Genomic DNA, 26,908 nt, shown 5'->3' on the forward strand with positions numbered 1-26,908 from the left:
ACTGGCGTAGAAAAAGAAAGACTGAGAACTGATGTTTGAGGCTTAGTCAGTCGACGAGCTACCGCTCACCACTCCACATCTTCATCCGCGGGTACCAGTATGACCGAGTTCTCATACACGCCGACGGGCTCGACAGCATCGGAGTCACTTGCCGGCATGAAGAAGGGAAGTGAACTTATCCATGGAGCAACGGAATGGCGCCAAGGCAACGCGAACCATACCAACGCCGTGATCTGCAGTGCTACGTTTAGACCGAACGCGACCTGATAGGCTGGGACGGACCGATGGCCATCATTCGCAGACCATTGCTCCAGGATCAGGCCTGTTGCGGATTGTGCCAGAAAGGCCCAGCCAAAGTGCAAGACGTTCAAGGCGCCATTGGCACGACCCGCAAGCTCAGGGGGAAAGTAATCCGCTATTACCGCAAAACTGACCACGGTCGCCGTTCCTGCAATTGCGACAACGGACCAGGGCAAAATGGACGGCAGAGGCGCTCGCAGGATCAAGGCCAGCTCGGCTGCGACAAACAAGACTGCGACGATCGTTAATATCGTCTCCGCGCCGATTCCCCTTCGCTTGATGTGGTGGACGGCCATACCAAACAACCAGGCACCGCCGCTCAGTACGACGGACATTATGAAAAGCTGTCTGACGAGACTTGCGCGATCAAGCCCCTCGACGTCTCTCAGCCAGGGCGATGCCCACAATCCCTGCAGGGACCAGGACGATCCAACGCAAGTCGCCGACAACGGGGCCATTCGCCAGAAACGCCGATCGCCGAAAACGGAGCCTAAGTTGACGCGCGCTGTTGATGGGACAATGCCGCGCTCAGGCACGATAGCATAGATGAGAATGGCCGTCGCACCGGTAGCGGCCGCCAGGACCTCAAAGAGTTGCCGCCAGGCCATCCAGGCGAGCAGGTGTTCGAGGGGGACCGTAGCAGTCACGGCTCCTAACGATCCCAGCATGACCATGTAGCCGTTCAGCAAGGCGACACGCTCCCTGGGGAACCAAAGGACGATCGACTTCAGTCCTGCGGTCAACGCCGCCGCCACGCCAAGCCCGATCATTGCACGCGCGATCAAAAGCGACAGGAAGTCAGTCGATATCGCGAAGAGGCCGGCGCCCGCTGCGGCAAGCAACAGCAGAACACTCTGGACGCGACGCGGACCAAATCGATCCAACAATATACCGACCGGGATCTGAGCGGCCGCGAATACAAGAAAATAAACTGATGTGAGCAACCCGAGGTCGGCAGTCCCAAGCCCGGTATCCGCACTGAGATGACTGGCGATCAAAGCGTTGATCGTTCGAAACAGGTACGAAAGATAGTAACCAGCCGCAAAAGGGAGAAAGACGCGTGCGGTGAGACGCCATGTCCCCGAGATCTGCATGCCGGCCCCTCTTGCTGTCAGCTCGTGCGAGCCGATAGCGCGACCAACTTTTCGTCAGTTCAGCGAAATCGCTGCGAGCGTAGGCTAGCGAAGAAAAAGAAGAGGCCGGCGAAACGGTTTTTTCACGTGGTTCAATCAGGTTTCCTCGGCCGATTCCTCACGGCGGATATCTTCTGGAATCTCGCGCAGAAAGCTTTGCCCCTTCTGCAAACGGCGCCCGAGCGCCTCGACAAATCCTTCAAACCGCTCCCGACCCTTTGCTTGCGCTGCCGCCTGCGCCTCATTGGGTAGCGGCGGCGTGATCGTCAGCCAGAAACGAATGAACAAAGCCAACGTCTCGGCCGTCAAACCCACGTCTCGCTCCAGCCTCTGCATCTGACGCGACAACCGATCGAGACGCCGGGCGAACGCTGCCTCCCGCCTGTCCGCTCCGTCCGGTGACAGAAATGAAGCAACCGCCGCTTCCACGATCGCAGACCGGGAAAGCTTCTTGTGATCGGCCAGGTCCGAAATCTGTTTCAGAAGCTCTGGCGGGAAATAGACGTTCATCCGGTCGCGCATATTGCCTCAAAGCTCCATGCCGTCATTCGGGTCCAGGGCGACTTGACGGGCAACGCCGCGCATCTGTTGGCGTATGAGCCGGGTCTGACGGACCGCATCCTCGTCATCATCTAGAACGGCAGCAAATTCTTCTGCCGGCGTCGGCTCGTTTGTTTCTTTGACGATCGCGACGTGATCGGGGAGTTCCGGCTCGCGACGGAGTCCGCTATTAGCCGTGTCCTCCTCGGTCTCCGCAGCTGTGTCAGTTGGACCTGCCGTCGGCTTCAGCGGCCCGAGTGCAGACCATCCGTCCGTTCGCGATGATCGGCCCGCGCTCGCCGGATCGGGCGGCGGCAAAACCCGCTCGGTGAATCGCCGATCCTCGTAGTAACGGGCCTTCTTCGCACGGATCGGCGCCGTCCCCGCCACCATGACGATCTCGTCCATCGGCGGAAGCTGCATGACTTCGCCCGGGGTCAAGAGCGGCCTGGCAGTCTCCTGTCGCGAGACCATGAGGTGACCAAGCCAGGGGTTCAACCGGTGTCCGGCATAGTTCTTCATCGCTCTCATTTCGGTCGCCGTACCCAACGCGTCGGACACACGCTTGGCCGTCCGCTCGTCATTGGTCGCGAAGCTGACGCGGACGTGGCAATTGTCGAGAATGGCGTTGTTGGGCCCGTAAGCCTTCTCGATCTGATTGAGCGACTGCGCGATCAAGAAACTCTTGATGCCATATCCCGCCATGAAGGCGAGCGCAGACTCGAAGAAATCAAGCCGTCCGAGCGCCGGGAATTCGTCGAGCATCATCAGAACGCGATGCCGGCGGTCGCGGGCGTGCAGATCCTCGGTCAGACGCCGGCCAATCTGGTTCAGCACCAGGCGGATCAGCGGCTTGGTCCGCGAGATATCCGACGGTGGCACCATGAGGTAAAGCGTCGTCGGGCGGCTATCTGCGATCAGATCGGCAATCCGCCAGTCGCAGCGACAGGTCGCCTGGGCGACGACGGGATCGCGGTAGAGCCCAAGAAACGACATCGCGGTGGACAGGACGCCGGACCGTTCATTCTCGGATTTGTTGAGGAGTTCGCGCGCGGTCGATGCGACCACGGGATGAGCCCCCTGCTCGCCAAGGTGTGCCGTGGTCATCATCGCCTTTAGCGTTGCCTCGATCGGCCGCTTCGGGTCGGACAGAAAGGCCGCCACGCCAGCCAAGGTCTTGTCCGCCTCGGCATAGAGGACGTGGAGGATGGCGCCGACCAGGAGCGAATGACTGGTCTTCTCCCAGTGGTTCCGCTTGTCGAGCGAGCCTTCGGGGTCGACGAGGACATCGGCCACGTTCTGGACGTCACGAACCTCCCATTCTCCGCGCCGGACTTCGAGGAGTGGATTGTAGGCTGAGGACTTCGGGTTGGTGGGGTCGAACAACAGGACGCGGCCATGCCGCGAGCGGAAGCCGGCGGTCAGTTGCCAGTTTTCGCCCTTGATGTCGTGAACGATGGCCGAGCCAGGCCAAGTCAGCAGCGAGGGGACGACAAGACCGACGCCCTTTCCCGACCGGGTTGGCGCAAAACACAAGACGTGCTCCGGCCCGTCGTGGCGGAGGTAGTCGCGGTCGAGCTTGCCGAGCACCACCCCATCCGAACCGAGCAATCCGGCCGCTCGAACCTCCTCCGCACCAGCCCAGCGCGCCGAACCATAGGTCTCGACGTTCTTGGCCTCACGCGCGCGCCGCACCGACATGCCGATCGCCACGGCGATCGAAACGAAGGTCCCCGACGCCGCGATGAAAGCGCCCTCGACAAAGACCTGCGGCGCATAGGCGTCGTAGACGAACCACCACCAGAAGAAGATCGGTGGGTAATAGAACTTGAAGCCGGACAGTTCGAACCAGGGCCGCCCAAGCTCCGGTTGCCAGGCAAGTCTCCAAGCCGTCCACTCGGTTGCTCCCCAGATGGCCAGCAAAACAATCAGGCCGACAACGATCACCTGCCCCCAGAGGATCTTGGTTCCGGACATCCCGAACGCCTTTCCGCAACTGAATTAGAGAGAATGCTAGAGGCCGAGGTCGCGCTTGCGACCAAAGCCCCATTCGATGCCGCCGCCGTCCTTCACGACACCGGTGACGTGTTGGCCGAGCCTCTGTTCGAGCTCGCGCGACCAGGGTACGAGCTGGAATCCGAGACCGTTATCGATCATGGCGAAACGTCCCGAGGCGAGCGTCAGCCGCTGGCGATACGTGCCCGCTACATGCTCCCCAGAGGCGGCGTTCACATGAGGCAGGCCAGTGTCGGCCGAGACTTTTGCGGCCACCTCGTCCAATTCGCGTCTGCGCAATGTGTTCAGGAGGTCGCGCTGCAGGATGATGCGGTTGCCGTGACGCCGCGCCAGGCCCTGCTGGATCAGATGCTCGGTACGAGCTTCCATGGCGTCACGGGTCTCGCGGCCGAATCCGCCCATGGCCAGCGGCATGGAGTCGCGTTCGACCAGCCTGTGGTCAAGCCAGGTCGCGCCCTTCGCGGCGACCTGCTCGGCAAGATCGAGATCGGAGCGGATTGCCAGCACCACGGTCGGCCGCGGATCGCCGACTTGACCGATGCGTCGGACTTCGACGATTCCGCCGGCCGGCGGTGCATGGTCGAAAGATCCGAGCCCTCGAAAGCGCACGTGGTGCGCTCGTCCGTCTGTTCCGTCGATCAAGGCGTAAGCCTCGCCAGTCAGTTCGTCATGCAATCCGCGGTCAACCAGTCGTCCGATAATCTGAGACGTCGGCGGTCCACCTTCAATGACGAAGTCGGCAACGCCGCGCGCTTCCCCACGCTCGGTAAAGGCGCGGTGCATGGTCTTGATGATGTCGCCGCGCATGCCGAGATCGCGCAAGCTGCGCTCGGCCTCGAGCCCGACCATCCACTCCCCTGGTGTGGCGGAGGCAGCAAGGCCCATCTTCTCCAGGTGTTGAAGACGACCGACCATCAGGCGCCGGATCTCGGGATCGGACTTGCCGGGATTCTCTGGGCGAAGATCGATAGAGCCGGTCTCATCGGCCGCCAGCCGGATCTCCCGATCAAGCCGTGTCCATCGTTCCGCCGTGACTTCCATCTCCAGCGAATTGCGAATCTCGTGCTCCGGCTTCGGACCCAGTTCGATGGCGACAAGTTCCTCAGCGCGTGAGCGCAGGCCCTGGCTGATGTAGTCGCGGGAGATCACGAGGTCCGCCCCGTCCTTATCTACGCCCCGAACGAGAAGGTGGACGTGTGGGTTGTCGGTATTCCAATGATCGACGGCCACCCAATCGAGCCGCGTGCCGAGATCGGTCTCCATCTGCCTGGCGAGGTCGCGGGTGAAGGCCTTCAGGTCGGTCATCTCGCCAGCGTCCTCCGGCGAGATGATGAACCGGAAATGATGCCGGTCGTCCTTGCACCGTTCTGCGAACGCCCCGCTATCGGCGCGGTCGCCACCGGCATGGAACATCTCGGCCCGCTCACCACTTCGGGTCACGCCGTCGCGCTTCAGATATGAGAGGTGGGCGGTCAGCGGTGCTGAACGGAAGGCTCGCCCTTTGTGACGAACCACGCGCGCCTTCACCACAGCCCGCCGCGTCGGGCTGAACAATCTGGCGCGGCTAAAGGCGAGCCGGCCGCGGCCAAACGTCGAGCGCCCATAGGCCGCCGAACGTCTGCCGGCCACGGCCTGACCCGAGGTGTGTCCTGCTTTCTTCGCCGCCCGCAGCACCTGGTTGATGAAGCTCTTTTGCTTCGGCGCTCGAGTGCTGCGGATGCGTCCAGGCCGAACACGCAGGTCACTGTCGCGTACGGTCATGGCCGGGCCTCGAAGAGCACAAAGGTGCCGTCAGTGCCGAAAATGTCTTTGATGGCGTTGCTCAAAATGCAAGGCGCGGCACGCGCCCCGACCGACCGGCACGCCAGAACCCAAGCCATGCCAATGGCTTGCGGTTCGACCGGCGAGCCCCTTTTATCTCGCCGTTCTGCCGTCGTGGATTCCCGGTCGCCGGTTTCCGAAAGAGCCGCCGCGACTTCGCAGCCAACTCGCGAAGCCCCCAATGCTTCCGAGCGCTTGCGATAGCGATCGTCACCCGAAGGGCCGAGACACCCGAAGGGTGGCTCGGTGAGGAGCGAAGCGACGAGTAGAGCGCGGGCCGAAGGCATCGCCCATACGCCATCAGCTTGCGAACCCGCACACTTGGTCATTGCGATGACCCCGAATCCGATCGAAGGACGAACATGCCAATTGGCCGGGGAACCAGGCGCGACGTTTCGTGCACTGAGATTGCGGTCGTGACACCACTCGACGGCATGAGCGCCAGCAACCGATCACGCGTTTCCATGAGATCGGATCGCGTGACAAATAGCGTCGTAGCTGCTGATGACTGTCCGCCGGATGACCACCTCGGCGGCAGGTCGATGGCAAGTCGATCTGCAAGCTTTGCGACATATGCTCGCGTCTCCTCTGGCAAAGAGCCGCCTGCGAGATGCTCTTCGTAGCGAGATGGTCCCGCGTTGTACGCCGCAAACACGCCAGGCGAGCCATACCGATCGAGCAGTTCGCGCAAGTAAGCCGTGCCGGCCAGAATGTTGTCGTGCGGGTCGTAGGGGTCGTTCCCGAGATTGTACCGCTCGCGAAGTTCCGCCCAAGTCGCCGGCATGATTTGCATCAGGCCCATTGCGCCTTTTGGCGATCTGGCGTGCACGTCACCAGCACTCTCGATGCTGATGACTGAAACGATCCAATTCACCGGAATTGAAAAGCGGTTTGAGGCTTGATCGACGAGACCTGCAAATGGGTTGCTCGTTTGAGTGACCGCTCGAACAGCGGACGCTCCGTTCTCGGCGAAGGCGGCCCCGTGCGGCACAGGGCAAAAGAGCAGCAGCGGAGCGACAACCCAAACACCCGTGCCCGGCCGACCCAAGCATGCCGCCGTGCTCACCCCCGTCCAGGGCAAAGCTGGTCCGCGCCAGCCCTTCGGCGGTCCTGGAGTGCCGCTCCGCGCGCCAGCCTTGCAGACATCGATCGAGACGGAGGAACGATCCCGCAACCGGTCGAACAAGGGAATGGCGAGGAGAACACGTCGCATACGCACGATCACTCCTCCCACGTCCACACCGGCATCGCGCGGCCGATCACGCTAGATGCCGGAAGAAATCCAAAATACCGGCCGTCAAGAGAGTCGTCCGACTGCCAGTTCATCAGAAACAGCTCGCCGTCACCGACGACGCGGCAGCCCTGCCATTTCGGCAGCGGCCGGCCGCGTCCGTCGCGGTCCCGCGCCTCGCCCACCGCAATCTCGTCGACCGAAATCGTGAGGCGGGTTCTGCAAACACTCTGCCCCGGAAGGGCGAGCACGCGCTTCAGCATGGGTACGCCAATGGGCAAATAGCCGTTAAGGTCGAGGAAAGTCGCGAGCGGTTCCGGCGGCTGCACGGCGACCAATTCAGTGACTTGGAATTGATCCGCCGGTCGGAGGCGGTAGAGACCGATCGGCACGCTCGCGGATGCGTTCCAGATGTAAAGCGGAAGCGGCTCCAGGACGATCGTCGCGATGAGCGCAGCAGCGACCCCAATCGTCACGGCCAGCATCATGAGGCGTCCCGTCATCGCATCACCTTTTGGCGATGAAGCCAGGCCTGATGGCGCGCTTTCGTATACGGGCGCGGGTTTTCGTTGACGGACAGGCGGTTGTGAACGTGATGCCAATGATCAGGCGCGACGTCAGCCGGATCGATGCCGAGCGCCTCTATGGCATCGGTCATTTGCAGCACCCGTTCGACCTTCGGCCAACCGGAGAGCCGCAGTATGATCTCTCCGCCGGGTTTCACGTACGGCACGGTCGAGCAGCGCTGTCCCTGTGCGACTGCGCGCAAGATGTCGATCCGCGAAATGACCGTGCCGAAGTCGTTGGAAGTCCAACGGACGAACGCAAAGATGCTGCCGGGGGCAAACGACAGGACGCGCCGGTGGCGATCAAGCTTCCGTTCCTTGACGATACGACCGAACCGAACGCGGTTTTCGATACGCTTCTCGAGCCACAGCACTTCCACTTCAGTGAGATCACTCATGCGGCCACTCCCTGACGCAGGAGCTGGCAGCCGTGAGCTTGGGGCTCGGTGGAGAGTGTGTATGGCCTGCAAAGGCAGGCTGGCCTGTCGGACTGCCGTTGCCGAGCGCCGCCAGCGCGTCTTTCGGCCTGGTCCGTTAGAAGAAATCCGAAGGATTTCTGGTTAGTAAAGTTAGAGCGGCCGGAAAGTGCGGAGAAACAAGCTCTTAAGCTCGATTCCGGTCCCCGATAGCACGAGGATCGGGTCCCCGATAGCACGAGGGTTGCGGTCCCTGATAGCACGAGCTGATTCACAGGTTGTCCTCCGAATTTGGAATGAGACCGCGCCGACGCAGGCGTGCCGTTAAGGGAGCAACAGGCGTTGGCGTGAAGTTCAGCCGGTCGATGCCGTTCGGGTCGCGCGTGAGCACGAGCTGATAGCCGGGCAATGTCTGACGCTGGACGATCTGGCGCACGTCGTAAGCAAAGTGCTTGAGCGGCGAGAGGATGCCGGACTTCGCATGGAGATGCACAAGGTCAAAGCTCCAGCCGCCATCCTGCCGACCGCCGTGCTTGCGCACGAGGCGGTAAAGCCAGCGCTCAAGCCCGCCTGTGAGCTGGAAATAGGCGGGGTCGATCGTCAACACGAGCGCATCGTCGATTACGCCCGCGTAGAACCAATCCGGCAGGATCAGCTCGAGTCCGAATGGACGTCCGTTTGCATCGGATGTCTCCTTCCACTCGTTGATCCAGGAGAAGCGGTGCCGTCGCCGTTCTGCCGGCTGGCGGATCGATGTCAGCACGGTCGTTGACTGAAGTCTGTCGAGACCCGCCTTCAGCCGGTCATAGTCACGTGCGCTGGTGCCGCGGCCGATAAACGTCAGAATTTCGTAAGGCGTTGCAGCCATCAAGCGCGAGGTCTTCAAGCCTGCATCACGGGCTTCGACAATCTGAGACGCGGCCCAGATCAGAACGTCTGCATCCCAGATGGTCGCCATGCCGTGTTCCGGCACGGCTTCGACACGAATTGCGACCGCACCGGCACGGAAATCGATCGGCACGACACGTTTCGTCTTTGCGAGCGAAAAGAACGGGTAAGCCATCAGATCCTGCGCATCGCGCGGCGCGAGATCTCCGGGCAACGCCCGAAAAAGCTCAAGCTGATCGCGCTCGGAACGGTGTTTGCGCCGCATGGTCACTGCTCTCATGCGGCGATCAGCGACGTTCCTGGCCCGCATACGGGCGCAGCGCAGGATGCTTCTTCGCCGGCAGTACCGTCCCCTTCCCGGGATCGGACGTCGAGGTCTTGGCGCCGCGGTCGGCCCACGCTTTCAGATCATCGACGGCGTAGACGACACGTCCGCCGATCTTCCGATAGGTGGGGCCGGTGCCGTATGTGCGGTGCTTCTCCAGCGTGCGGCCGGACAGGCCAAGATAGCGGGCGGCCTCAGGTGTACGCAGGAAGCGCGGGGGAAGACCGGCCATCGGATCGGGCATTTGAGGACTCCAGGAGGACAGAGCACCACGCTTGGCTAGGTCGGCGTGTGTGCGGTCATCATGGAGGAGCAGGATCTCGGAGGGGGATGCCGAATATGGAGGGGGCGATTTTCGGCACCCCCTGGGGACTGCGCTACTCGTCCTTGCGCCCGGGGCGCAGGAGTTTGCGGTAACCGCCGCGCATCAACGCAAGGCCGCCTTGCACCAAGCGGACCGTTCGATTGCGCAGATCATGCGTCTTCCAGGCGCGATCGGGGATGCGCTTTTTGCCGAAGAGCGCTTCGGCGATAACGCGATAGCTTCCGCCATCGCTGCGAGCATCAAGCGCACGGATCGCTGCGCTCAGGCGTTCGCGCCGCTGTTTAGATAGTTGGTGAAAGGCAGGACCTGGCGCGCGTCCATTCATCGCGCGCCACAGCCGGCGGGCTGCATACGCACGCGCGTCGAAATCACCATCAAAAGGCAATTCGGCTGCATATGACGCGCCAAGCACCGGCGGCTCTTTGGACCAGACACGGTGATCTATCGCATCGATGCGCAGCACGGCATGCCAGCCGTCGACGGCGCGGCGCGCCTGGCCAGCTGTAAGGTCAAGCAGTGGCTGAGACGTCGAACCGCCATCGGCCGCCGAGGCAACCGTCACCGGAACGACCGCCGCTAGAACCTCCGGCGCCCAAAAGATCGTCTGCTCGTCGAACGATCTCTGCGGGTCATGGGCGAAAGCAGATGCCCCATTTCCTCCTGAATTCGTCAGTCACTTCGCCGTTCGGACTGTTGGCAATCATCACCTCGTACTCACGCCGATAGTCGGCGTTGCGGCGGAGACATTCCCAGGCGATGTCGGTGACTTCCGCGTCTTGTAGGCTCTTGTAGGAATCCGGCGACCGCCAGTCGAATTCAGGCATTGCTTCCGTCCCATTGCACGCTGCTAACAACGATTGCGGCGCAATAGGTATGAACGAAGCGGTTGTAGGAAGCCCCTAGTTTGGCACCACGTGGTGCACCGGAATGACCACCGGTCAGCAAAAGAAAATAGTTCTGCCTGCAAGTCGCCAGCCGGCGATTTTCTTCTATTTTGAGCCGGTGCTGCGCAAGAGGCGCCCCTGCTCGGTCACCCATTTGGCGCGGGCAAGATGACTCTGATATGCGCTTCGCGCACGGGCCGGCTCCCGCACCGGGTCGATATGCAGCACGATTCGAGCGACTTCCATCCAGTCAGCCCCTTCGCTTTCGGCCTGCAGAAGGCGCATGTAGGTCACCACATGCCGCTCATCGTAGGCAGTGAGAATTTGATCTGCAGGCGCAGCATCGGCGACGTCTGGGTCGAGCGGCGGCTTCCTCATAAGACTCCACGCCTTAGATTAGACAATTTCTAACACGCGGGCCGGAAGGAGCAGAAGCGTTAAAGCTGTCGCGGGAGCCGTCCGGAGGGCGTTTTGTCGAGAATACTCCGTGGTGAAATACTCTTCAAGGACATGCCCTCTCGCGTATGGATATACGCGAGATACTTGCAATCAATTTGCGGAAGCTCCGGCAGGCCCGTGGTTTGTCACAGGAGGAATTGGCCCATCGTGCTGAAATTGACCGCACTTATATCAGCGCACTCGAGCGAAGCGTTTACGCGGCGGGTATCGACGTTGTCGATCGGCTCGCGCGCAGCCTGGGTGTCGAGGCCGCCGATCTGCTCACTCGCCCGCCCACAAGCGCCAAAAAGAAGACTCGGGGACAGGCCGAGTGATTGATGTCGAGCCGCTCGATCCGGCGGCCAAGTTTGCGGTCACTGATGCCTGGAAGGATGAGAAGCCCCGCCCGGCGGACCGGACGGGGCTTGATGGAGTGGGCCTACTCGCCGGTCTTGCGCGGCCGCGACCAGAGCAGGGTGTAGCCTTCACCGCCGTCGTCGTCGAACAGGTTCGCGTAGATCGGCGCGTTGAACGAGGGGTCATCGAGCTTGAGCGAGAGGTAGTCGCGGCCCTCTTCGGAGCGCTTCGACCAGGCCGCGCCGATCTCCGCGCGACCCACATAGATGCGGTGGCTGGGAGCGTTGTCGTTGGATCGGTTGGTCTCGGCGACGATGCGGACGCCCTTGGCCTGCAGGCTCAGGGTGACGATCTCGCCCTGGAAATCGTTGCCGACCTTCTTGAAAGAACCAATGTTAGCCATGTCACTTCTCCTGTTGTGTTTCGAGCCCGCGACCACCGTGGCCTCGATGGCGATCTAGGGCCGAAGACGATCGGCGACGCACCCGCTCGGGCCGGAGCGCAGCGGAGGACGCCGTTGTGGCGACTTTCTTGTCTCGCGAGGAATGGGCGCAGCCCAGGGGAAGAAAGTCGCATCAACGGCGTTGCGGCTCAGACGATCGAGGCGAAGCCGGTCTTCGGCCAGATCAAGCCATCAACGAGGCCACGTGCGTCCGCGTGCTGAACCACAATCTCTGGAGAAGCGTGGCTATCTCGGTTTTGACGAACAAGAGGTTGGAACGATTCAGCGCGGAAAGAGAAACAATCTGCTGTAAAGGGCGGCATCGTCTCCCAAGAACCGATCGAAGTAATATCGCTCTGCCCCGGCTGTGCGGGCCAAACCGAAATGCCGGCGGTTTGGTTGAGGAGTTCCGAGGAGGACTGCCTCTGCCGCGCTCAAGTCTCGATCATCCCCGTTCAACGCGCCGATCTACGCGAAGTTGTTTGACGATGAAGGTGGGAAACGGTCATTCCTCGCCCCATGCGGCCGTAAGAACCGGTTAGGACGGGTTCTCCACCACCCCACTCGGCGCCAACCGGCGGGCCTCCGCCAAAACCATCAAGCGCGCCCATGATGTAACGCCGATGCAAACCGCGCCCAGGCAAGCGAAGACCTCACGCCAAGCCAGCGAAGGCACCCCGATCTGGGACACGGCGAACACCACATGATAGCCGGCGACGGCGGCGGGAACAGCGAATGCTGTCGCAATCGCGATGCGCAGGGCCATCGACCGAGTAACAGCAATGGCGACTTGGCCAAGAAGGAGCGTCAGCGCACCGCCGGCCGTTGCGATAAGCAGCGCGCCAAGGAGGCCGGCGCCGCCCTGAAACGCTATCATCCCGATACTCAGGGCGACGAAAAACGGCAGGGCATACACTGCGAGCGCGAAAATCGCCCAGCAGAATAGGCCGATGCCGAGTGTGTTGAGAACAAGCCCAATAGCGAGCATGGTGGTGGCTCCATGTGCATAGATGTACCAGTCGCGCCTTCCACCACCACCACGGCGCAACTCTGGATATGAGACCGAAACGAGGCGGAGTTGCGGCATGAGCAATTCACGCCTCGCAGGCTTGGAGTCGAGAAGACGGCGCTCACGCGCCGCCGAACATCCAGACTGGGATGCCGAGCCGCTTCGCCTTATCGGCTAAGTTGTCCTGGATTCCAGTGCCAGGGAAGTGCATAACGCCGATCGGCAGGAGTTCGAGTATGGCATCGTTGCGCCTGAACGGTGCTGCCTTGGCATGTTTCGTCCAATCAGGCTTGAAGGCGATCTGAGGTACCTTGCGGATCGTCGCCCATTTGGATGCGATCAGTTCGGCACCCTTCGGGGAGCCGCCATGGAGCAGGACCATATCGGGATGCTTGGCATGAACCTTGTCGAGGCGATCCCAGATGAGGTGATGATCGTTGAAGTCGAGCCCTCCAGTGAGCGCGATCTTTGGCCCAGAGGGCAGTATGACCTCGGTCTCGGCGCGGCGCTTGGCCGCGATGAAGTCGCGGGAGTCGATCATCGCAGCGGTCAGCGTACGATGGTTCGCCAGCGATCCCGATCGGGGGCGCCAGAATGAGCCGGTGTGAGTCTCGAAGCGCTCTATGGCCTGGTCGCGGAAGAGCTCCAGGCAATTGCGGCGCTCAATCAGTGTGATGCCTTCCGCCGTCACGCGCTCGAGTTCGACTGATCGAACTTCGGAGCCGTCCTGCTCGCGCTGACTCTTCTGCTGCGCCTGTTCGTTGTCGTCGAGTTGGCGTCCGATGCGGTCGACGGCACGATGGAACAGGTTGACGGTCGACCAGAGCAGATCGTCGAGGTCCGGCTCGAGCCGCGTGTCGCTCAACGTGGCGACCAGGGCATCGAAGATGTCAGCGACGGCACCGGTAATGATCCTGCCCTCGGGAAGTGGCCGTGGATCGGGCTGGTCGTCGAAGGGGCGGTACCCGAAGAGCTGCAATTCGGTAAGAACGTGTTCGGTCGCAGATGCGGCGTGCGGTGGTTCGATGTCATCGTGGTCGGTCATGGAGGCGATCCTTTGCCGGATCGGCCGCGACCATCGCGGCCTTCGCGGCGATCACTCAGACGGCAGGCGGAACGGGCCAGAACCCGGAGCAGAGCGGAGGGCCGAAGCGCAGCGGAGGATGGCGGAGGCCGGCTATTTTGCTTCGCGATGCAAAGCGCGCTCGCCAGATGGCTAATGTGTCTTCTCGTCGCCGGCGCGGCGGAAAATAGCCGGACGCAGCCATTGCCGGCCCGAGCCGCTTGCCGTCCGATCGCCCTCTAGAAGGCCGTGGTCGCGTGCTTTTCCGGCAGTGGCCGCACCGCGACCGACCTGTCGACGCCAATCGAATTCTTGGCGCTATTCCGCGGTTGCCATCGACGAATGCAGGAAACGGACGAGGTCCTCCGGTACGAGTTGAAGTAGCAACGCTGCTCGGAGGGCATCGAGGCCGAAGATGTGCAGATCTTCGTTGAAGTCGCCTAGCCGAGGCGACAATGCGATCGCTTCAATGCCGGCGGCTTCTGCGCGCTGGGTGAGAATAGCCTGCACGGCATCTCCGGCGGCATCGTCATCGCGGGCGATATAGAGCCGGCGCAGGCCAGATGGCAGTATCATCGCTGCGAGATGATTGGCCGAAAGTGCTGCGGCCATCGGCAGCGTCGGCAGTGCGTTACGCAGTGACAGCATGGTCTCGACTCCCTCGCCGGCTGCAAGCACACCATCGACCACGCCGAAGCGAACGGCGTTGCCGAGCAGGTCGCCCATAGCCCGCCGTGGCGTGTCAATCGGAGCCTTACCGAGCCGCACGCGATCGAAGCCGTGTGGATCTAGCCAGGTGCGATGCACGCCGGTGATCCGTCCCTCAAGGTCGGTGACGGAGGCTATCATCGCCGGCCAGGTTTCAGTCGGTAAATGCTCGTCCGGTCGGTAGTAGCAATGTGGGTGGAAGCGCAGGCTACCACCATGGTGAATTTGGTTTATTCCCCGACGTTGCAAATACGTTTCCACCAACGTCCCTTCGATCGGACCGGATATCGCAAAAAGTCGACGGGCGGCTTCTTGCGATCCGGCCGGCAAGACTGGACGAACGGGTCTTGGGAGTGATTGCTCCTCAGAACGAGGCAGCTTCAGAAAGCGCCTCGCCTCCTCGGCGACCTCGCGGAAGTCTCGCAAGGCAAGGCTTTCGCGGATGATGTCGAGGAGATCGCCATGCTCCCCGGTCGCGGCATCGGTCCACTTGCCGGCGGGCCCTTTCGGCGATTCGTGCAGCCGCACGAACAACGAGCGGCCCGGGGTGTTGTGGACGTCGCCAACAACCCAGTACCGCCCCGCCCGCTTACCATTGGGGAGATAGTGTCGGCACACCGCCTCGGCCTCGCGCGCGAGGCGGCGTGCCAGTTCGGAGACATCGCCGGACATCACGCGGCCTCCCGCTCACTGACGCCCGTAACCGGATAGGTGTCGAGCACCCTCGACAGGACCTCCACACCGCTCGCGTCCGTGGGTACGAACATGCGCAGCTTCCAGGAGATGATCTCCCCAAAGAGGCCGTAAGCCCGCAGGCGATCGCGCATCGTGTCGTTGAATCCCGACAGCTCGATGCGATGTGCACCCATCACCCGGACGCGGCGAAGCTGAAGTCCCTCTGCGAGGTCGAGGACCGTCCGTCCTTCCATCAGTGCAGCAAAGGCAGCGTCCGGCGTCAGCGAAGGTGCGTCCGTCGTAACGACGTTTGCGACCCACGCGGCAGAAACCCTACGACCGATGACGCGTTCGCCTGTATCCGTCTGAAGCCGATAGACGCGGGTCGATTCGTTCGGTAGCCGCTTCCAGATCGGCAGCAGCAAGCCCGCTACGACGTGGATCGTGCTTTCCGTAAACTCGGGCACCTCCGCAAGCTCCGCCGCCCAGGCCGCGGCGAAGCGTGCTCGATCCGCTTCGTCCCAATGACTTTCGACCATCATGGTCAAGGGGACCGTGTGCTGATCCATCGGCCGGATCAGACGGACGCGCCGCTCGATCTCGCCGTCGTCGAGCATGACGCTCGTCGCGGGGACCTGCACGGCGGCTCGTCCCGAGCGCTCATTGACCAGCAGGACGGCCTGACGATCGGAAAGACGAGCAAGAGCGTCATCCAGACGCACCGGATGATTGCGCTGGCGCTGGGTGACCGTGAGCAGCCGGGTCTCGGCGCCGGTGCCCGGATGGTCATAGATCGTCCGCCGGTCGGTGACGACGAAGCTCTCAGCACGGAGGGTTTCCAACCCCACGTCGTAGGTGCCGGATGCAACCGCGCCGTCGATGCGAGCGGTCAAGAGCTGCTCGAAGGCGGTGAACAGCACATTCTGTAGGTCGATGGTGAGCGCCAATAACCTGTTCAGGAAGGTCGTAATCGGCGGCAGGTCATCCCTGAGCCCATTGGCGTCAGTCAGCTTCAGGCCGGTCGCATCCTCGAACCGTTCGAGCGAACAGCCATCGACTTTGCCTCGAACAAGCAGCGTGTAGAGTTGACGCAACGCGTCACGCCCGTACTGGCTTTCGAGATTGTCCTCTGGCCGGAAGAGCCCCTGCCCTCCGGTCTGGCGCTGGCCACGGGTAATGGCTCCCAATGTGTCGAGCCGGCAAGCAATGGTGCTGAGAAAGCGCTTTTCGGCCTTCACGTCGGTCGCAATCGGACGAAACAGGGGCGGCTGCGCCTGGTTGGTCCGGTTTGTGCGGCCGAGGCCCTGGATCGCGGCATCGGCCTTCCAGCCGGGCTCGAGCAGGTAGTGGACACGCAAACGGCGATTCCGGGCCGACAGTTCGGCATGGTAACTCCTCCCCGTGCCGCCGGCGTCGGAGAACACGAGAATGCGCTTGACGTCGTCCATGAAAGCCGAGGTCTCGGCGAGGTTGGCTGAACCGGCTCGATTTTCCACCACCAGCCGGTCGCCCTTGCGAACGATGCGGCGCGAGCGGCCCGTCACCTCGGCGACCAGTTCGGTGCCGAAGCGCTGGATGACCTGATCCAGTGCCCCAGGTACCGGCGGTAGTGATGCAAGCTTCTCGATGAGGCGGTCGCGTCGTGCGACGGCTTCCCGACTCTCGACCGGCTGGCCGTCGCGATAGACAGGCCGCGAGCAGAGGTTGCCCTCCGTGTCGGTGAAGGGCTCGTAGAGCTGGACCGGAAAGGAGTGGGCGAGATAGTCGAGGACATACTCGCGCGGCGTGATGTCGACCTGGACGTCGCCCCACTCTTCAGTCGGGATCTCGGCGAGCCGGCGCTCCATCAGCGCTTCGCCCGTCGACACGATCTGGATGACTGCCGCGTGTCCAGCCTCAAGATCGTGCTCGATCGATCGGACCAGCGACGGGGTCTTCATCGAAGTCAGGAGGTGGCCGAAGAAGCGCTGCTTCGCGCTTTCGAAAGCGGAGCGTGCCGCAGACTTGGCTTGCCCGTTCAGCGTTCCCGTTGCGCCGGTGATGTTGGCGGCCCGCATCGCCGCATCGAGGTTATTATGGATGACGCTGAACGCACCGGCGGGCATCATAGATGCGAACCTGCTCCGGCGTCAGTTGGTGGTCAACGAGATCGTACTCGACGCCCTCGTACGAGAGCGAGCGGGCTGCGTAGAGACCGAGCGCCTTGAGGTCGCGCGCCAGCACCTCCATGGCCGCGACCCCACCTTCCTCGATCGCTTCGACGAACTCGGCACGGGTGGCGAACGGGAAGTCAGCGCCGCCCCAAAGGCCGAGGCGTTGGGCATAAGCGAGGTTATGAACCGTGGTAGCGCCCGTCGCCGACACATAAACCACGCGAGCATTCGGCAAGGCGTGCTGGAGCCTGAGGCCAGCACGCCCCTGCTGAGAGGCCGCCTGGTCACCGCGCTCGCCCTTGCCCCCGACCGCATTCTGCATGGCGTGGCTCTCGTCGAAGACAATCACTCCGTCGAAGTCCGAACCCAACCATTCGACGATCTGCCTGACACGCGAAAGCTTTTCGCCGCGCTCGTCGGTCCGTAGCGTGGCGTAGGTGGTAAAAAGGATGCCTTCCGAAAGCCGGATCGGGGTGCCCTGGCGAAACCGAGACAAGGGCGTAACAAGCAGCCGCTCCATGCCGAACGCGGACCAATCGCGCTGCGCGTCCTCAATCAGTTTGTCGGACTTGCTGACCCAGACGGCACGGCGACGGCCCTTGAGCCAATTGTCGAGCACGATCCCGGCGACCTGCCGCCCCTTGCCCGCCCCGGTGCCATCGCCCAAAAACCAACCGCGGCGAAAGCGGATGGCATTCTCTGCGTCGTCGCGCGCTGCGGCCACAACATCAAAGGTCGCGTCGACCGTCCAGGAGCCTGCCAGGAACTCAGAATGCGCTTCGCCGGCATAGATGACGCTCTCCAGCTGAGCATCCGACAGGACTCCGTCGTCCATGATATTGGCCGGCAGGTGCGGACAATAGGATGGCTTCGGTGGCGCAACGGACGCCATCGCCGCAGACTGCACGAGCTTGGTCGGATGTGCGCACGATCCGGGAATGCGGATCGACTGCAATCCATACTCCTCATAAAGCGCATCGGTCAGCCGGGCGCCTTCCGGCGACGACCATTCGACCGTCTCGTAGATCAGTTCTGCGGCTACCGGCGCGGGGTCTCTCGAAGTGGACGATGAGCGTGGTGCAATTGTGCCGACCGATCGCGACATCGCTGGCCGGCCGATAGCAACGATTTCCGATGGCGATGCGACGGGCAGCCGTGGAGGCACATGCTGGTTCACCCAGCCAAGCAAGGTAGCGACATCGGCCGCCATGCCCGGCGAGGCAGGAAAAGCCGTCGGATCGGCAGCGGGCAGCTTGTCGATCACAAGCAGCCTCGTATCCGTCTGAGTGCCATGCTTGGCGTAGACGGCGCCGTCGATCGCGGCAGAAAACACCACGCGCCCGCGTTCCTGGAGGCAAACAAAGGCATCTCGCCATGTCGGGTTATCCGGCGCGAAGCCTGCACCGGCGATGGCGACGAGGCGTCCACCGTCGCAGAGGCGCGCCAGCGCCGAAGCGATGTGGCGGAGAGCTGCATCCGCCATCCGTCGATCGACATTGGCCACCGCAGAGAACGGCGGGTTCATTAGGACGACGCTCGGTGCGACACTCGCATCGAGGTGGTCATCGATCTGCGCGGCGTCGAACCGCGTGACCTGAAGGCTGGCGAAGAGATGGCCGAGCAGTTCTGCGCGGGCCTCGGCCAACTCGTTCAACACCAGGGCGCCGCCGGCGAGCTCGGCAAAGACGGCGAGCAAGCCCGTCCCCGCGGAAGGCTCCAGAACGCGATCAACCGATGTAATGCCGGCTGCAGTGCATGCGACCAGTCCCAGCGGAATGGGCGTCGAGAATTGCTGAAATGCCTGACTGCCCTCGGAACGCCGCGTATGGGTCGGCAAACAGCTCGCGACCTTCGCGAGCATCGGCAGCATGGCGGCCGTCGAGCCAGCCCTGGCCCGTATGGCCGGTCCGAACTTGCGAAGAAACAGAACGGTTGCCGCCTCGCAGACGTCATAGGCGGCCTTCCAGTTCCAGGCGCCGGCCGCGTCGGAGGCGCCGAAGGCAGCCTCCATGGCGCAACGCAGAACAGCGGCATCGATGCGCCGGCCGCGTTCGAGCTCGGTCAGGAGCTGTCGCGCGGCCCTAACAGCGGCGGAGGTGAAACTTGCAGCGGCGCGCAACGAAAGCGGCGCGGCGGCAGCGCCGCCGGCGAGAGATTCGGTCATGGCAGGATTCTTTCGGAGAGCAGGAACGGGTCGAACCATCAGGCGCTCTCCTCTGATCCCGACGGCTCAAACCCTTCCCGGCCTGACTCTCCCTCTCACCCTCGCCCATAAAAATGGGGACCAGCGCTGCGCACCGGTCCCCACGCAACCGCGGGACGGCCGGAGCCGTCCCGCTCAGTGATGTCACTCAGCCGCGTCGAGCTGTTGCGGATCATCGTCGCTGGCGGTCTCCTGATCCTCTTCGTCGGCGAGGAATTCGGGCAGCGGGCCCGCTTCGCCCTCCTGCGCCACCGGCGCCGCATCGTGATCAACGAGGCGCAGCGGCTCCGGCAACCAGCCCGAGCCATCGAGTAGGCGTTCGGCCTCCTTTGCCATCTCAGCCTTCTTCAGATGGTCGATCAGTTGGACCGACGGATCGCCCTTGGCTTCCCGCACCGCCTCCAGAATACGCGGCTTGGTGACCCGGCCGAGATAGTTGTCGACGGTCGGTCGCCAGCCAGCCTGCACCATGTCGAGCCCGACCGCGCGCGCCAGCACATCCGCCTGGTCGAGACGCGTGCGGACACTGTGAGCGGAGACACGGCCCTGATTGTAGCGGTTGGCCGGCTCATAGACGGCGTTGGCCGCAAATGACGCACAGTGGGCGAACAGGGATGCCTGTGCGCCGCCGTCGAGAGCCGTCAGCGCATCCCAGAGATCGTTCTCGCTCTTCGGCAATCGTGCCTTCCAGGCCTCATGTCGCGCCTCGACGGCCTTAGCGGAGACGCTTTCTCTCAGCCCCGGAGCTTGGGCTGGAAGGTTCGGCGTGCGAAGACTGATCTCAAGACAGCTCCCGGACGATGCGAACCGGTAAAAGGCCGTCAACACGAAGTTATGCAGCACCGCCTGGAACGCGATCGGAGGATTTTCTGCCAGCGCATCGCGCAATGCTAGCGTACGATGCGCCGTCAGCTCGGTGATCAGCCGATCCGGCAGAAGCTTGGCCGCGTCTTCATTATCATCCTCGGCATCGGGAGCACTACCCGCGACCGCGATGACCGTGCGCTGGACGGAAGGGCCCCCTTCTTGACCTCCGGTCGACGACACGTCGGCGTCCTGCCCGACATCAAGATCAGATGCCGGCACCTCGTCCTCTGGCCGGACGTAACCCCGGTCCACGGAGAGGCGTCCTTCGGAATCGATACTGATGAAGACACCGGCTCGGGCGATCTCTGTCGGTTCGTAAAACATTGGCCGATCTTCGAAGGCCGCCAACGCCGACTCGATTTCGCCGAGACGCTGATCGACCTCGTCGGGCAGCTCGTCTGCATCCTGATAATCCGATTCGAGCTTGGCCTGTTCTGCGTTCAGGGCATCGATGGTGGCCTGGTCCTCAGGTGAAAGATCGACAGGTTTTCCTTCGATTTCTTGTAGGCCATGAGTATGACCGTAGGAGAAGTCTAGGGCGACCGAGATCCACTTCCAGCCTTCGGCAGCAATCGTCTCGGCTTCGGCTCTGAGCTTCTCGGTTACGAGGCGGTCGAGCAACACGACGTCCTGAAGCCAGCCGCCGTCGTCGTGCTCGAACAGATCGCGCAGAACGCCACCACCCGCCTGTTGATAGGCATCGAGGCCCACGAACTGAGCCCGGCGATCGGACCCCCGTACGGTGTTCTCGGTGAGCATGCGGCGGATCTGGTATGGCTCGTCGTACCCGGAACGGCTGACGTTCTCCCAGACTTGCTCCTGGCGCGCGTGATCTGCCGTGACTGAGAACGCCATGAGCTGCTCGAGCGCCATGCCGTCTTCGGCATAGACCTCATGCAGCTTCGGCGACACCGATGCCAGCCGCAGCCGCTGCTTGACGATGGCAGGGTTCACGAAATGGCGCGCGGCAATGTCTTCCTCGCTCATGCCGAGATCGCGGAGCGTCTGGAAGGCCCGAAACTGATCAAGCGGATGCAGGCCGACCCGCTCATCGTTCTCCGCCACCGAATCGTCCGCAGCAATGCCTCCTTCGCGAACGACACACGGCACCGCCTGCGTCTTCGACATTCGCTTCTGTTTCACCAGGAGCTCGAGAGCGCGATAGCGCCTGCCGCCCGCTGGCACCTCGAACATGCCGGTCTCGTTGCCATCTGCATCAACAACGGCCCGGACACTCAGACTTTGCAGAAGCGTACGCTGCGCGATGCTCTCCGCTAGCTGCTCGATCGAGACACCGGCCTTGACGCGGCGAACGTTCGACTGGCTGAGCACGAGCTTGTTGAAGGGGATGTCCCGGGAAGGCGACAGCGTGATCTTTTGTACAGCTTTCGTCATTTTGGCTCTCCACGACGGGCGGCCGCGAGACTCTCTCTCGGCTTCCAACCCGTCGCGAACAGCCTCCCCTCCTCTCACTCTCGCGCGGCCACACGAGGGCAAGCATCACGCCGCATCGTGATTGGCGACAACCGAGTCCAGCACCGCGTGCTCAATGGACCCGGGAACGAAGCCGAGCAAATAATCGGCGTCCTTGCTTGCCTGTGACGCGGCACGCACGATGGCCCGATTGTCTTCGCGCAGGACTTCAAGCCAGGAGCCGATATAGTCGGCATGACGCACGGTCGGGACGATCCCGAGCGACGCGCAGTTGAACGCGGAACTCAGCTCGGCTACCAGCTCTTCGAAGGCATATTTCTTGGTACCGTAGGATCCGCTCTGGTCCCGATTAAGACGCGAGGGGTGCCCGGTCGCATGACCGAGTTCATGCAGCGCTGTGCGGTGCCAGTTGATGGGTTCGAAATAGGCCTGCGGCGGCGGGAGCTGAACGTAGTCTTCGGCCGTTGCGTAGAATGCGCGATCTCCACCAATCCGAAATGAAATTCCGCTGGCCTTGATCAGGATGTCGACCGTGGGTTCGATGAGGTCGGCCGGAGGTGGCGGCGCAGCGGTGGCAATGCCGTCTGGCAGATCCTCGCACTGGTCGCTGTTGAAAACGGTAAATCTTTTGAGGAATGGAATTGCCTGCGCGTCTTCGCCGGTCTCGGCGGCGCGTCGTTTTTCGTCGTTCGGCACGAAACGATCAGCGTAGACGACGATGGTGCCGCGCTCTCCCTTGCGAACGTGGCCGCCGAGCGAGAGGACCTGACGAAAAGTAAGCCAACTTTGCCCGGTGAATCCGCGCTCAATCACGGCTCCCCAGAGCATGAGAATGTTAACGCCACTGTATTGCCGGTTAGTCGATGCATTTTTCGGCATGGCCAGTGCCGCTTTCGCCGCGACAGTACCCCAGGGCTGAACCCAGGGGACGCGTCCGGCCTCGAGCTCGGCAATGATCCTGTCGGTGATTTCGTTATAGAGGTTGGCCCGGTCCTGGCCGGCGCGCGCGCAAGCAGTAGGGCTTGACATCGCGGGTCTCCGCGACGGGCGTCGCGAGCCTCTCTCGCAGCTTGTAACCCGTCACGGAAAAACCCAGCCTGCACTCTTACTCTCATCCTCTTCGCAATCTGCCAGGCCACAGGCCTGATCAGGCGTGCGCCAGAGCGCATCGCCTTTGAGAAATGGCACCCGCAGGAGCGTGAGCATAGCGACGCCGAAGGCGGCACGCGGGACCGAGTGCAGCGACGAGACCGGTTAAGAGGGCACCCGGGAACGGGGCAGTGATAGCGACGCCGGCATACTTCATGACGGCGGGACCCTTTCCCGAGTGCCCCCGGCGAGGAACTCCGCATCCCTTTGCGCGAGGGATCGAAGCCGCACGGCGGCCGAGACGCAAAGCGGCTCGGTTCACGAGAGCCCGGTGCGGCGGAAGCCGCACGCGCGCAAGCGGACGATTCTACCAGTTGGAATATCTAGATTTCTTCGCGCGCATTCGTCTGCGCGTCATAGATCCTGATCTGAAGCATGGGAAAACGCTTTTTCAGTTCTTCTCCACCTGCCCTGGCGCCGTCTCTGGTAGCAAATTCGGCCTTCAGTCGGCCATCCACTTCAAGTGCGTAACCAGAGGCCGGCAGTTCACGGTTGGCTGCAACCATTTTTATTTCCCATTATGCAGTGAGGTGCTCGGGAATGATGGGATAGCGTGAGTCGCCTAAACCCCGCTAGAGCCACCTCCACAACAGTGAGGAGAGGTCCGTTTACGATGCGAGCAGCGCAGTCGCCCTACCCCCGAACAGGTGTGGTCACATGGGAAGAAGCTGCATCAATTTCGCGGAGAGGTTGTTCACGATCTTCTGCAAATGAGAGGTGGAAATATCGCCTGGATAATTGTGTGTGATCGAGCCATAGGGATGAAACGGCTCTGCAAGATCTGCGACGATTTGGCCGCTTTCCAAGCGCAGCTCTTCACCGGCGCCTAGTAGACCCGCAGGCGCGGGATGAAGCGCGGCCGGATTATGGATGAGCGTTGTTCCTTCCCGCCAGGTTTCCTGCCATTCGCCGTCGCCGACTTCATAAACAAATGGCGCGGGAAGCGCCGCGTTCGGATCGTGGCGGTAGCATGTTCCATAGCGGATCATCCGAACGGCATTGCTGTGAAATGCCCCCTCTTGCCCCATGCGATTAAACTTCGGCGCTGTGCCGCTGTTGCTGAACAATACCGCAGAGATATGTTGCGCGTCGGGCTGGAAAAAGAAGCCCGAGGGAATCTCCTTTCCTGGAATACGGTGCATGGCAATCTGGTCAGGCTCGATGATCAGATTGCCATCGTGGTCGTGATACCACCGCTGCCTGAGACCGAACAAATACGACGCAAGCGTCGATGATGAATTCAAGAGTGATCCCGCCTCGTGAAAACTTTCGATCGCGAGGATCAACGGATGACCCGCAACATGAGGAAGCTCCCAATATTTCTTCTTTAGCTTGCTATAGAGAGGACTTCCCAGCCGTATCGGCACTTCGTTGGCCAGATTTGCCCGAATATCCATCGTGGTTCTTTCGGGTGGCGCAATCTTGTATGGCTTGATGCCATCTCCGGCTTGATTTGCCGTGGTTGCCTCAACAAAGACGTCAACGCCATCCTTTCTCAAGAAGAAGTCAGGACGCGAGTGGCTACGATCGATGGTCCATCCCTGTTCTGTGAAGAGGGCCTGCAGGTAGAGCTCAAAAGTGCGAGCGTCGAATCCACTGGTCTGGAACTGCTCTACGAAATTTCCGTCGGCATCGTGAAAGTTGGCGAAGACCGCTTGCATCATCGCCCGGGCGGGGGCGTGCATGGGGCTTGTCGCAAGACTACGAAATTGCGGATGCAACTCGTCATCGGGCCGCATAGGAACGAAGAGAGACGACTGGGACATTGCAACTTTACCGAAGGTCGCGTGTTGAAGGCGTACCAATCGTCATGGCGCGGTCCGCAGTGGCCAATCCTCCGTTGCCGGCTGGTCCAGGGTCCATTCTCTTGCCGGTACGGCTCCCGCCGAATGATCACGCCTCAATGAAGCGTCTAGAATTGTTGCCGTACTGATGTTGAATGACGTGCGCTGGCGCCCCGTAGTGTTCGGCGACGCGTTCCACGGATTGGTCATCTTCTTCGATCATGCGAACCACGCTCTCCGCGGGTGCAATAAATTCAGCAGCGAAGGCGCGTCCGACTGCCTGCCGATCGGTATAGAGATTTGCAACGCATGATGCCTTGCTTCGAAACACAAGAAAATCGCCGATCGCCCTTGCGAGGATAAACTTGGTGTCGGCGGCGGTTTCTTTTTCGACGACGATTGTTGGCACATTGTGTGTCTGCGACTGAAATGCCCGCAGAGCACAGGGAGCGGCAGGACTAGTCTCGAACCCGCCGGCTCCAAACATCGCTGCAAGCTTGACCGTGTTTGCTATGCCGGTCTCCGACGACAGCTTGAGATGTTTACGTAGTTTTTTTGCCATGCTGATACCGCGCTGGTACGCGCGAGCGCGAGATTCCGCCGGCGTTTCGCGAAGTTCCTCGGAGAGCACACGCAGTTCAGGCATGGCGTTTCGATCGCCTTGTTTGGTGATTTCTGAACGTGTCCAGGCCTCGGCCTCATCTATTCCGTCCTTCAGGACCGCTGAGCAGAAATCCAATCGCGATTCCTCGTCCGGGACCTCTGAGATGAGATCACGGACCTTCTGGGCCCATTCGTTCGTCAGGTTGTATGGCGACTCTCCAAGCGAACCGGCGGTCCGAGCGAAGACCAAGTCCTGCTCGTAAGACAACGTGTCTTCCAAGCGCGCTAGTTTGGACTGAATTGGGCGATCGTAGCGCCCGCGGCTACGCATCTCGCTGACAGCGGGGCGCAGAACATCATCCAGCAGGTTCTGCTTAAAGGCATCGAGAGAGACGGTTTGCAGAAACTGCTCTTGCCGCGACGGCGCATCATCGGCCCAGCGCACGATATGCTCGGCACGATCACCGACGGACCTTATCGCCAGCGAGACCTGACGCGTAGACGGGGTACGCACGGTACTAAACTCGCCAATTCTGTAAGGTGCATCCCGCCGGTAGAAGATTCTCCACCAGTGATCGAGTATGCGCAGTACAATTCCGTTGAGATCTCCGCTTTGTTTGGCGACAATCGGTTCGTGATCCGCTCGCGGCGGGAGGGTCAACACCAGATCTCCGGGCATGACATCGCTATTGTCGGTCGCTCTGCCTGCAAACGAGATCGACAGATGTGGCGCGTCCGGCCCGATTACATGATCGGACGCCACCATCGCCGGCTCGGAGACATGCTCAGCCAAGCCAAAATCGCGCGCTTTCTCGCGCCCAAGCGCAGTCAGACTTGGGACGGACGCACGGCCTTGCGATGTGACCTCCACCAGACTGGCCTGGATAAGCGCGGTCAGCGATCGACTGACGTTGGGCTGTGCGCGCCCTGCCAGTTCCGACAGTTCGCTGATGCTTTTGGGCTGGTGCTGCGCAATGAGGCCCAGGAGCTCACGATTGCCGGGGGCCGCCAGAACTTGCACCCAAGCGTCTGATGGAACAGCGGGGGGGCGACTTACGCGATCGAGGAGTCGGTCTCGCAGCGTTTGCCCGGAAATGAGCTTGCTCATGGATCCCTCTCTTCGAACTCAAAAGGCACATTTCTGATCTTGCAAGCCTGCTCGACGCGATCGAAGAAATCGGTCAACAACATAGCGGGTGACTTGAAGTCGTATCGGAAGCGCTGACCGACCTTGCCGAAACGGTGTTCGTGATCGAAAGGATCGTCATCGTCCGCTCCGTCGAAACCATGCGAATTGTCGAATCCCAACAACCGTTGCCCGTGCTCGTCGTTCAGGATCAACGCGTAGGACAATCCGTGAGGTCGACCTGAGGTAATATCACACCATTCAGCTCGGACAACGACCTGCCAGCCGTTTGGCATGCACCATATACCGGCTTGGTCAATCAGCACGGCCAGTTGGCTATCTCCCAACATATATCATTCCATGATATAATTCAAGATCGTGGTTCCCGGCACTGTGGGTCCGATCAACCGCCGAAATATAAGATTATCCCGCAAAAAAAGACCCGAAAAGCG

Annotated in this window: 24 protein-coding genes and 1 pseudogene; 1 reads left to right on the forward strand and 24 read right to left on the reverse strand. The window is 61.7% G+C overall.

Features of this window, described 5'->3' with window-relative positions:
* Positions 1 to 65: 65 nt before the first annotated feature.
* The 13 genes from RAD15_RS06335 to RAD15_RS06395 form a co-directional block, all read right to left on the reverse strand.
* The gene (locus RAD15_RS06335; protein ID WP_458175513.1) at positions 66 to 1,394 is read right to left on the reverse strand and encodes an MFS transporter; all 1,329 of its coding nucleotides are present in this window, start codon (positions 1,392 to 1,394) and stop codon (positions 66 to 68) included.
* A gap of 135 nt (positions 1,395 to 1,529) precedes the next feature.
* On the reverse strand, positions 1,530 to 1,955 hold the full coding sequence (locus tag RAD15_RS06340) for a CopG family transcriptional regulator (protein WP_458175515.1): 426 nt from the start codon (positions 1,953 to 1,955) through the stop codon (positions 1,530 to 1,532).
* A gap of 6 nt (positions 1,956 to 1,961) precedes the next feature.
* The gene (locus tag RAD15_RS06345) at positions 1,962 to 3,950 is read right to left on the reverse strand and encodes a conjugal transfer protein TraG (RefSeq protein WP_458175517.1); all 1,989 of its coding nucleotides are present in this window, start codon (positions 3,948 to 3,950) and stop codon (positions 1,962 to 1,964) included.
* Between the two features lie 36 nt (positions 3,951 to 3,986).
* Positions 3,987 to 5,750, reverse strand: a complete 1,764-nt coding sequence (locus RAD15_RS06350) for a relaxase/mobilization nuclease domain-containing protein (RefSeq protein WP_458175519.1) — start codon at positions 5,748 to 5,750, stop codon at positions 3,987 to 3,989.
* Positions 5,747 to 6,139, reverse strand: a complete 393-nt coding sequence (locus tag RAD15_RS06355; protein WP_458175521.1) for a hypothetical protein — start codon at positions 6,137 to 6,139, stop codon at positions 5,747 to 5,749. The genes RAD15_RS06350 and RAD15_RS06355 overlap by 4 nt, the downstream gene beginning before the upstream one ends.
* Positions 6,136 to 7,023, reverse strand: a complete 888-nt coding sequence (locus tag RAD15_RS06360) for a lytic transglycosylase domain-containing protein (RefSeq protein ID WP_458176062.1) — start codon at positions 7,021 to 7,023, stop codon at positions 6,136 to 6,138. The genes RAD15_RS06355 and RAD15_RS06360 overlap by 4 nt, the downstream gene beginning before the upstream one ends.
* An 8-nt stretch (positions 7,024 to 7,031) precedes the next feature.
* Positions 7,032 to 7,544, reverse strand: coding sequence for a S26 family signal peptidase (locus RAD15_RS06365; protein ID WP_458175523.1), 513 nt, complete (start codon positions 7,542 to 7,544; stop codon positions 7,032 to 7,034).
* Entirely contained in the window at positions 7,541 to 8,005 is a 465-nt protein-coding gene (locus RAD15_RS06370) for a DUF2840 domain-containing protein (protein ID WP_458175525.1), read from the reverse strand. The genes RAD15_RS06365 and RAD15_RS06370 overlap by 4 nt, the downstream gene beginning before the upstream one ends.
* 289 nt (positions 8,006 to 8,294) lie before the next feature.
* Positions 8,295 to 9,176: a replication initiator protein A gene (locus RAD15_RS06375; protein WP_458175527.1), complete on the reverse strand. Its 882-nt coding sequence runs from the start codon at positions 9,174 to 9,176 to the stop codon at positions 8,295 to 8,297.
* A gap of 22 nt (positions 9,177 to 9,198) precedes the next feature.
* Positions 9,199 to 9,480 (reverse strand): helix-turn-helix transcriptional regulator, encoded by a 282-nt coding sequence (locus RAD15_RS06380; protein WP_008561544.1) that lies wholly within the window; start codon positions 9,478 to 9,480, stop codon positions 9,199 to 9,201.
* Between the two features lie 133 nt (positions 9,481 to 9,613).
* Complete coding sequence (locus tag RAD15_RS06385; RefSeq protein ID WP_458175529.1) at positions 9,614 to 10,123, reverse strand: DUF2285 domain-containing protein; 510 nt, start codon at positions 10,121 to 10,123, stop codon at positions 9,614 to 9,616.
* Between the two features lie 67 nt (positions 10,124 to 10,190).
* Positions 10,191 to 10,385: a transcriptional regulator domain-containing protein gene (locus RAD15_RS06390; protein ID WP_092297058.1), complete on the reverse strand. Its 195-nt coding sequence runs from the start codon at positions 10,383 to 10,385 to the stop codon at positions 10,191 to 10,193.
* Between the two features lie 165 nt (positions 10,386 to 10,550).
* Positions 10,551 to 10,823, reverse strand: coding sequence for a DUF2285 domain-containing protein (locus tag RAD15_RS06395; RefSeq protein WP_458175531.1), 273 nt, complete (start codon positions 10,821 to 10,823; stop codon positions 10,551 to 10,553).
* A gap of 146 nt (positions 10,824 to 10,969) precedes the next feature.
* Here RAD15_RS06395 and RAD15_RS06400 point away from each other — a divergent pair, with 146 nt between their 5' ends.
* Complete coding sequence (locus tag RAD15_RS06400) at positions 10,970 to 11,218, forward strand: helix-turn-helix domain-containing protein (protein WP_126259268.1); 249 nt, start codon at positions 10,970 to 10,972, stop codon at positions 11,216 to 11,218.
* Between the two features lie 104 nt (positions 11,219 to 11,322).
* Here RAD15_RS06400 and RAD15_RS06405 read toward each other — a convergent pair whose 3' ends face one another.
* The 11 genes and pseudogenes from RAD15_RS06405 to RAD15_RS06455 all read right to left on the reverse strand — a co-directional run bounded on the left by RAD15_RS06405 (position 11,323) and on the right by RAD15_RS06455 (position 26,806).
* Positions 11,323 to 11,643 (reverse strand): DUF736 domain-containing protein, encoded by a 321-nt coding sequence (locus RAD15_RS06405; RefSeq protein ID WP_458175533.1) that lies wholly within the window; start codon positions 11,641 to 11,643, stop codon positions 11,323 to 11,325.
* A 577-nt stretch (positions 11,644 to 12,220) separates the two neighbouring features.
* Entirely contained in the window at positions 12,221 to 12,769 is a 549-nt protein-coding gene (locus tag RAD15_RS06410) for a hypothetical protein (RefSeq protein WP_458175535.1), read from the reverse strand.
* Between the two features lie 43 nt (positions 12,770 to 12,812).
* Positions 12,813 to 13,736: a DUF2493 domain-containing protein gene (locus RAD15_RS06415; RefSeq protein ID WP_458175537.1), complete on the reverse strand. Its 924-nt coding sequence runs from the start codon at positions 13,734 to 13,736 to the stop codon at positions 12,813 to 12,815.
* A 336-nt stretch (positions 13,737 to 14,072) separates the two neighbouring features.
* Positions 14,073 to 15,134 (reverse strand): DUF7146 domain-containing protein, encoded by a 1,062-nt coding sequence (locus RAD15_RS06420; protein WP_458175539.1) that lies wholly within the window; start codon positions 15,132 to 15,134, stop codon positions 14,073 to 14,075.
* A pseudogene (locus RAD15_RS06425) lies at positions 15,134 to 19,454 on the reverse strand (strawberry notch-like NTP hydrolase domain-containing protein). The gene RAD15_RS06420 and the pseudogene RAD15_RS06425 overlap by 1 nt, the downstream one beginning before the upstream one ends.
* A 183-nt stretch (positions 19,455 to 19,637) precedes the next feature.
* Positions 19,638 to 21,755, reverse strand: a complete 2,118-nt coding sequence (locus RAD15_RS06430; protein WP_458175541.1) for a ParB/RepB/Spo0J family partition protein — start codon at positions 21,753 to 21,755, stop codon at positions 19,638 to 19,640.
* A gap of 105 nt (positions 21,756 to 21,860) precedes the next feature.
* On the reverse strand, positions 21,861 to 22,823 hold the full coding sequence (locus RAD15_RS06435; protein ID WP_458175543.1) for an ArdC family protein: 963 nt from the start codon (positions 22,821 to 22,823) through the stop codon (positions 21,861 to 21,863).
* 443 nt (positions 22,824 to 23,266) lie between these two features.
* Positions 23,267 to 23,449 (reverse strand): hypothetical protein, encoded by a 183-nt coding sequence (locus tag RAD15_RS06440; RefSeq protein ID WP_027555090.1) that lies wholly within the window; start codon positions 23,447 to 23,449, stop codon positions 23,267 to 23,269.
* 147 nt (positions 23,450 to 23,596) lie between these two features.
* Positions 23,597 to 24,628, reverse strand: coding sequence for a hypothetical protein (locus RAD15_RS06445; RefSeq protein ID WP_458175545.1), 1,032 nt, complete (start codon positions 24,626 to 24,628; stop codon positions 23,597 to 23,599).
* A 208-nt stretch (positions 24,629 to 24,836) separates the two neighbouring features.
* Positions 24,837 to 26,438: an HVO_A0114 family putative DNA-binding protein gene (locus tag RAD15_RS06450; protein WP_458175547.1), complete on the reverse strand. Its 1,602-nt coding sequence runs from the start codon at positions 26,436 to 26,438 to the stop codon at positions 24,837 to 24,839.
* The gene (locus RAD15_RS06455; protein WP_458175549.1) at positions 26,435 to 26,806 is read right to left on the reverse strand and encodes a toxin-antitoxin system TumE family protein; all 372 of its coding nucleotides are present in this window, start codon (positions 26,804 to 26,806) and stop codon (positions 26,435 to 26,437) included. The genes RAD15_RS06450 and RAD15_RS06455 overlap by 4 nt, the downstream gene beginning before the upstream one ends.
* Between the last annotated feature and the right edge of the window lie 102 nt (positions 26,807 to 26,908).

This window comes from Bradyrhizobium sp. 14AA (genome assembly GCF_054185205.1).

Coding starts and splice junctions, on each gene's coding strand:
- RAD15_RS06345 (WP_458175517.1), bottom strand. CDS start 3,950: ATGTCCGGAACCAAGATCCTCTGGGGGCAGGTGATCGTTGTCGGCCTG.
- RAD15_RS06375 (WP_458175527.1), bottom strand. CDS start 9,176: ATGCGGCGCAAACACCGTTCCGAGCGCGATCAGCTTGAGCTTTTTCGG.
- RAD15_RS06450 (WP_458175547.1), bottom strand. CDS start 26,438: ATGAGCAAGCTCATTTCCGGGCAAACGCTGCGAGACCGACTCCTCGAT.
- RAD15_RS06335 (WP_458175513.1), bottom strand. CDS start 1,394: ATGCAGATCTCGGGGACATGGCGTCTCACCGCACGCGTCTTTCTCCCT.
- RAD15_RS06370 (WP_458175525.1), bottom strand. CDS start 8,005: ATGAGTGATCTCACTGAAGTGGAAGTGCTGTGGCTCGAGAAGCGTATC.
- RAD15_RS06435 (WP_458175543.1), bottom strand. CDS start 22,823: ATGTCAAGCCCTACTGCTTGCGCGCGCGCCGGCCAGGACCGGGCCAAC.
- RAD15_RS06390 (WP_092297058.1), bottom strand. CDS start 10,385: ATGCCTGAATTCGACTGGCGGTCGCCGGATTCCTACAAGAGCCTACAA.
- RAD15_RS06430 (WP_458175541.1), bottom strand. CDS start 21,755: ATGACGAAAGCTGTACAAAAGATCACGCTGTCGCCTTCCCGGGACATC.
- RAD15_RS06410 (WP_458175535.1), bottom strand. CDS start 12,769: ATGCCGCAACTCCGCCTCGTTTCGGTCTCATATCCAGAGTTGCGCCGT.
- RAD15_RS06355 (WP_458175521.1), bottom strand. CDS start 6,139: ATGACCAAGTGTGCGGGTTCGCAAGCTGATGGCGTATGGGCGATGCCT.
- RAD15_RS06415 (WP_458175537.1), bottom strand. CDS start 13,736: ATGACCGACCACGATGACATCGAACCACCGCACGCCGCATCTGCGACC.
- RAD15_RS06455 (WP_458175549.1), bottom strand. CDS start 26,806: ATGTTGGGAGATAGCCAACTGGCCGTGCTGATTGACCAAGCCGGTATA.
- RAD15_RS06445 (WP_458175545.1), bottom strand. CDS start 24,628: ATGCACGCCCCCGCCCGGGCGATGATGCAAGCGGTCTTCGCCAACTTT.
- RAD15_RS06360 (WP_458176062.1), bottom strand. CDS start 7,023: ATGCGACGTGTTCTCCTCGCCATTCCCTTGTTCGACCGGTTGCGGGAT.
- RAD15_RS06395 (WP_458175531.1), bottom strand. CDS start 10,823: ATGAGGAAGCCGCCGCTCGACCCAGACGTCGCCGATGCTGCGCCTGCA.
- RAD15_RS06340 (WP_458175515.1), bottom strand. CDS start 1,955: ATGCGCGACCGGATGAACGTCTATTTCCCGCCAGAGCTTCTGAAACAG.
- RAD15_RS06400 (WP_126259268.1), top strand. CDS start 10,970: ATGGATATACGCGAGATACTTGCAATCAATTTGCGGAAGCTCCGGCAG.
- RAD15_RS06380 (WP_008561544.1), bottom strand. CDS start 9,480: ATGCCCGATCCGATGGCCGGTCTTCCCCCGCGCTTCCTGCGTACACCT.
- RAD15_RS06365 (WP_458175523.1), bottom strand. CDS start 7,544: ATGACGGGACGCCTCATGATGCTGGCCGTGACGATTGGGGTCGCTGCT.
- RAD15_RS06350 (WP_458175519.1), bottom strand. CDS start 5,750: ATGACCGTACGCGACAGTGACCTGCGTGTTCGGCCTGGACGCATCCGC.
- RAD15_RS06405 (WP_458175533.1), bottom strand. CDS start 11,643: ATGGCTAACATTGGTTCTTTCAAGAAGGTCGGCAACGATTTCCAGGGC.
- RAD15_RS06440 (WP_027555090.1), bottom strand. CDS start 23,449: ATGGTTGCAGCCAACCGTGAACTGCCGGCCTCTGGTTACGCACTTGAA.
- RAD15_RS06420 (WP_458175539.1), bottom strand. CDS start 15,134: ATGTCCGGCGATGTCTCCGAACTGGCACGCCGCCTCGCGCGCGAGGCC.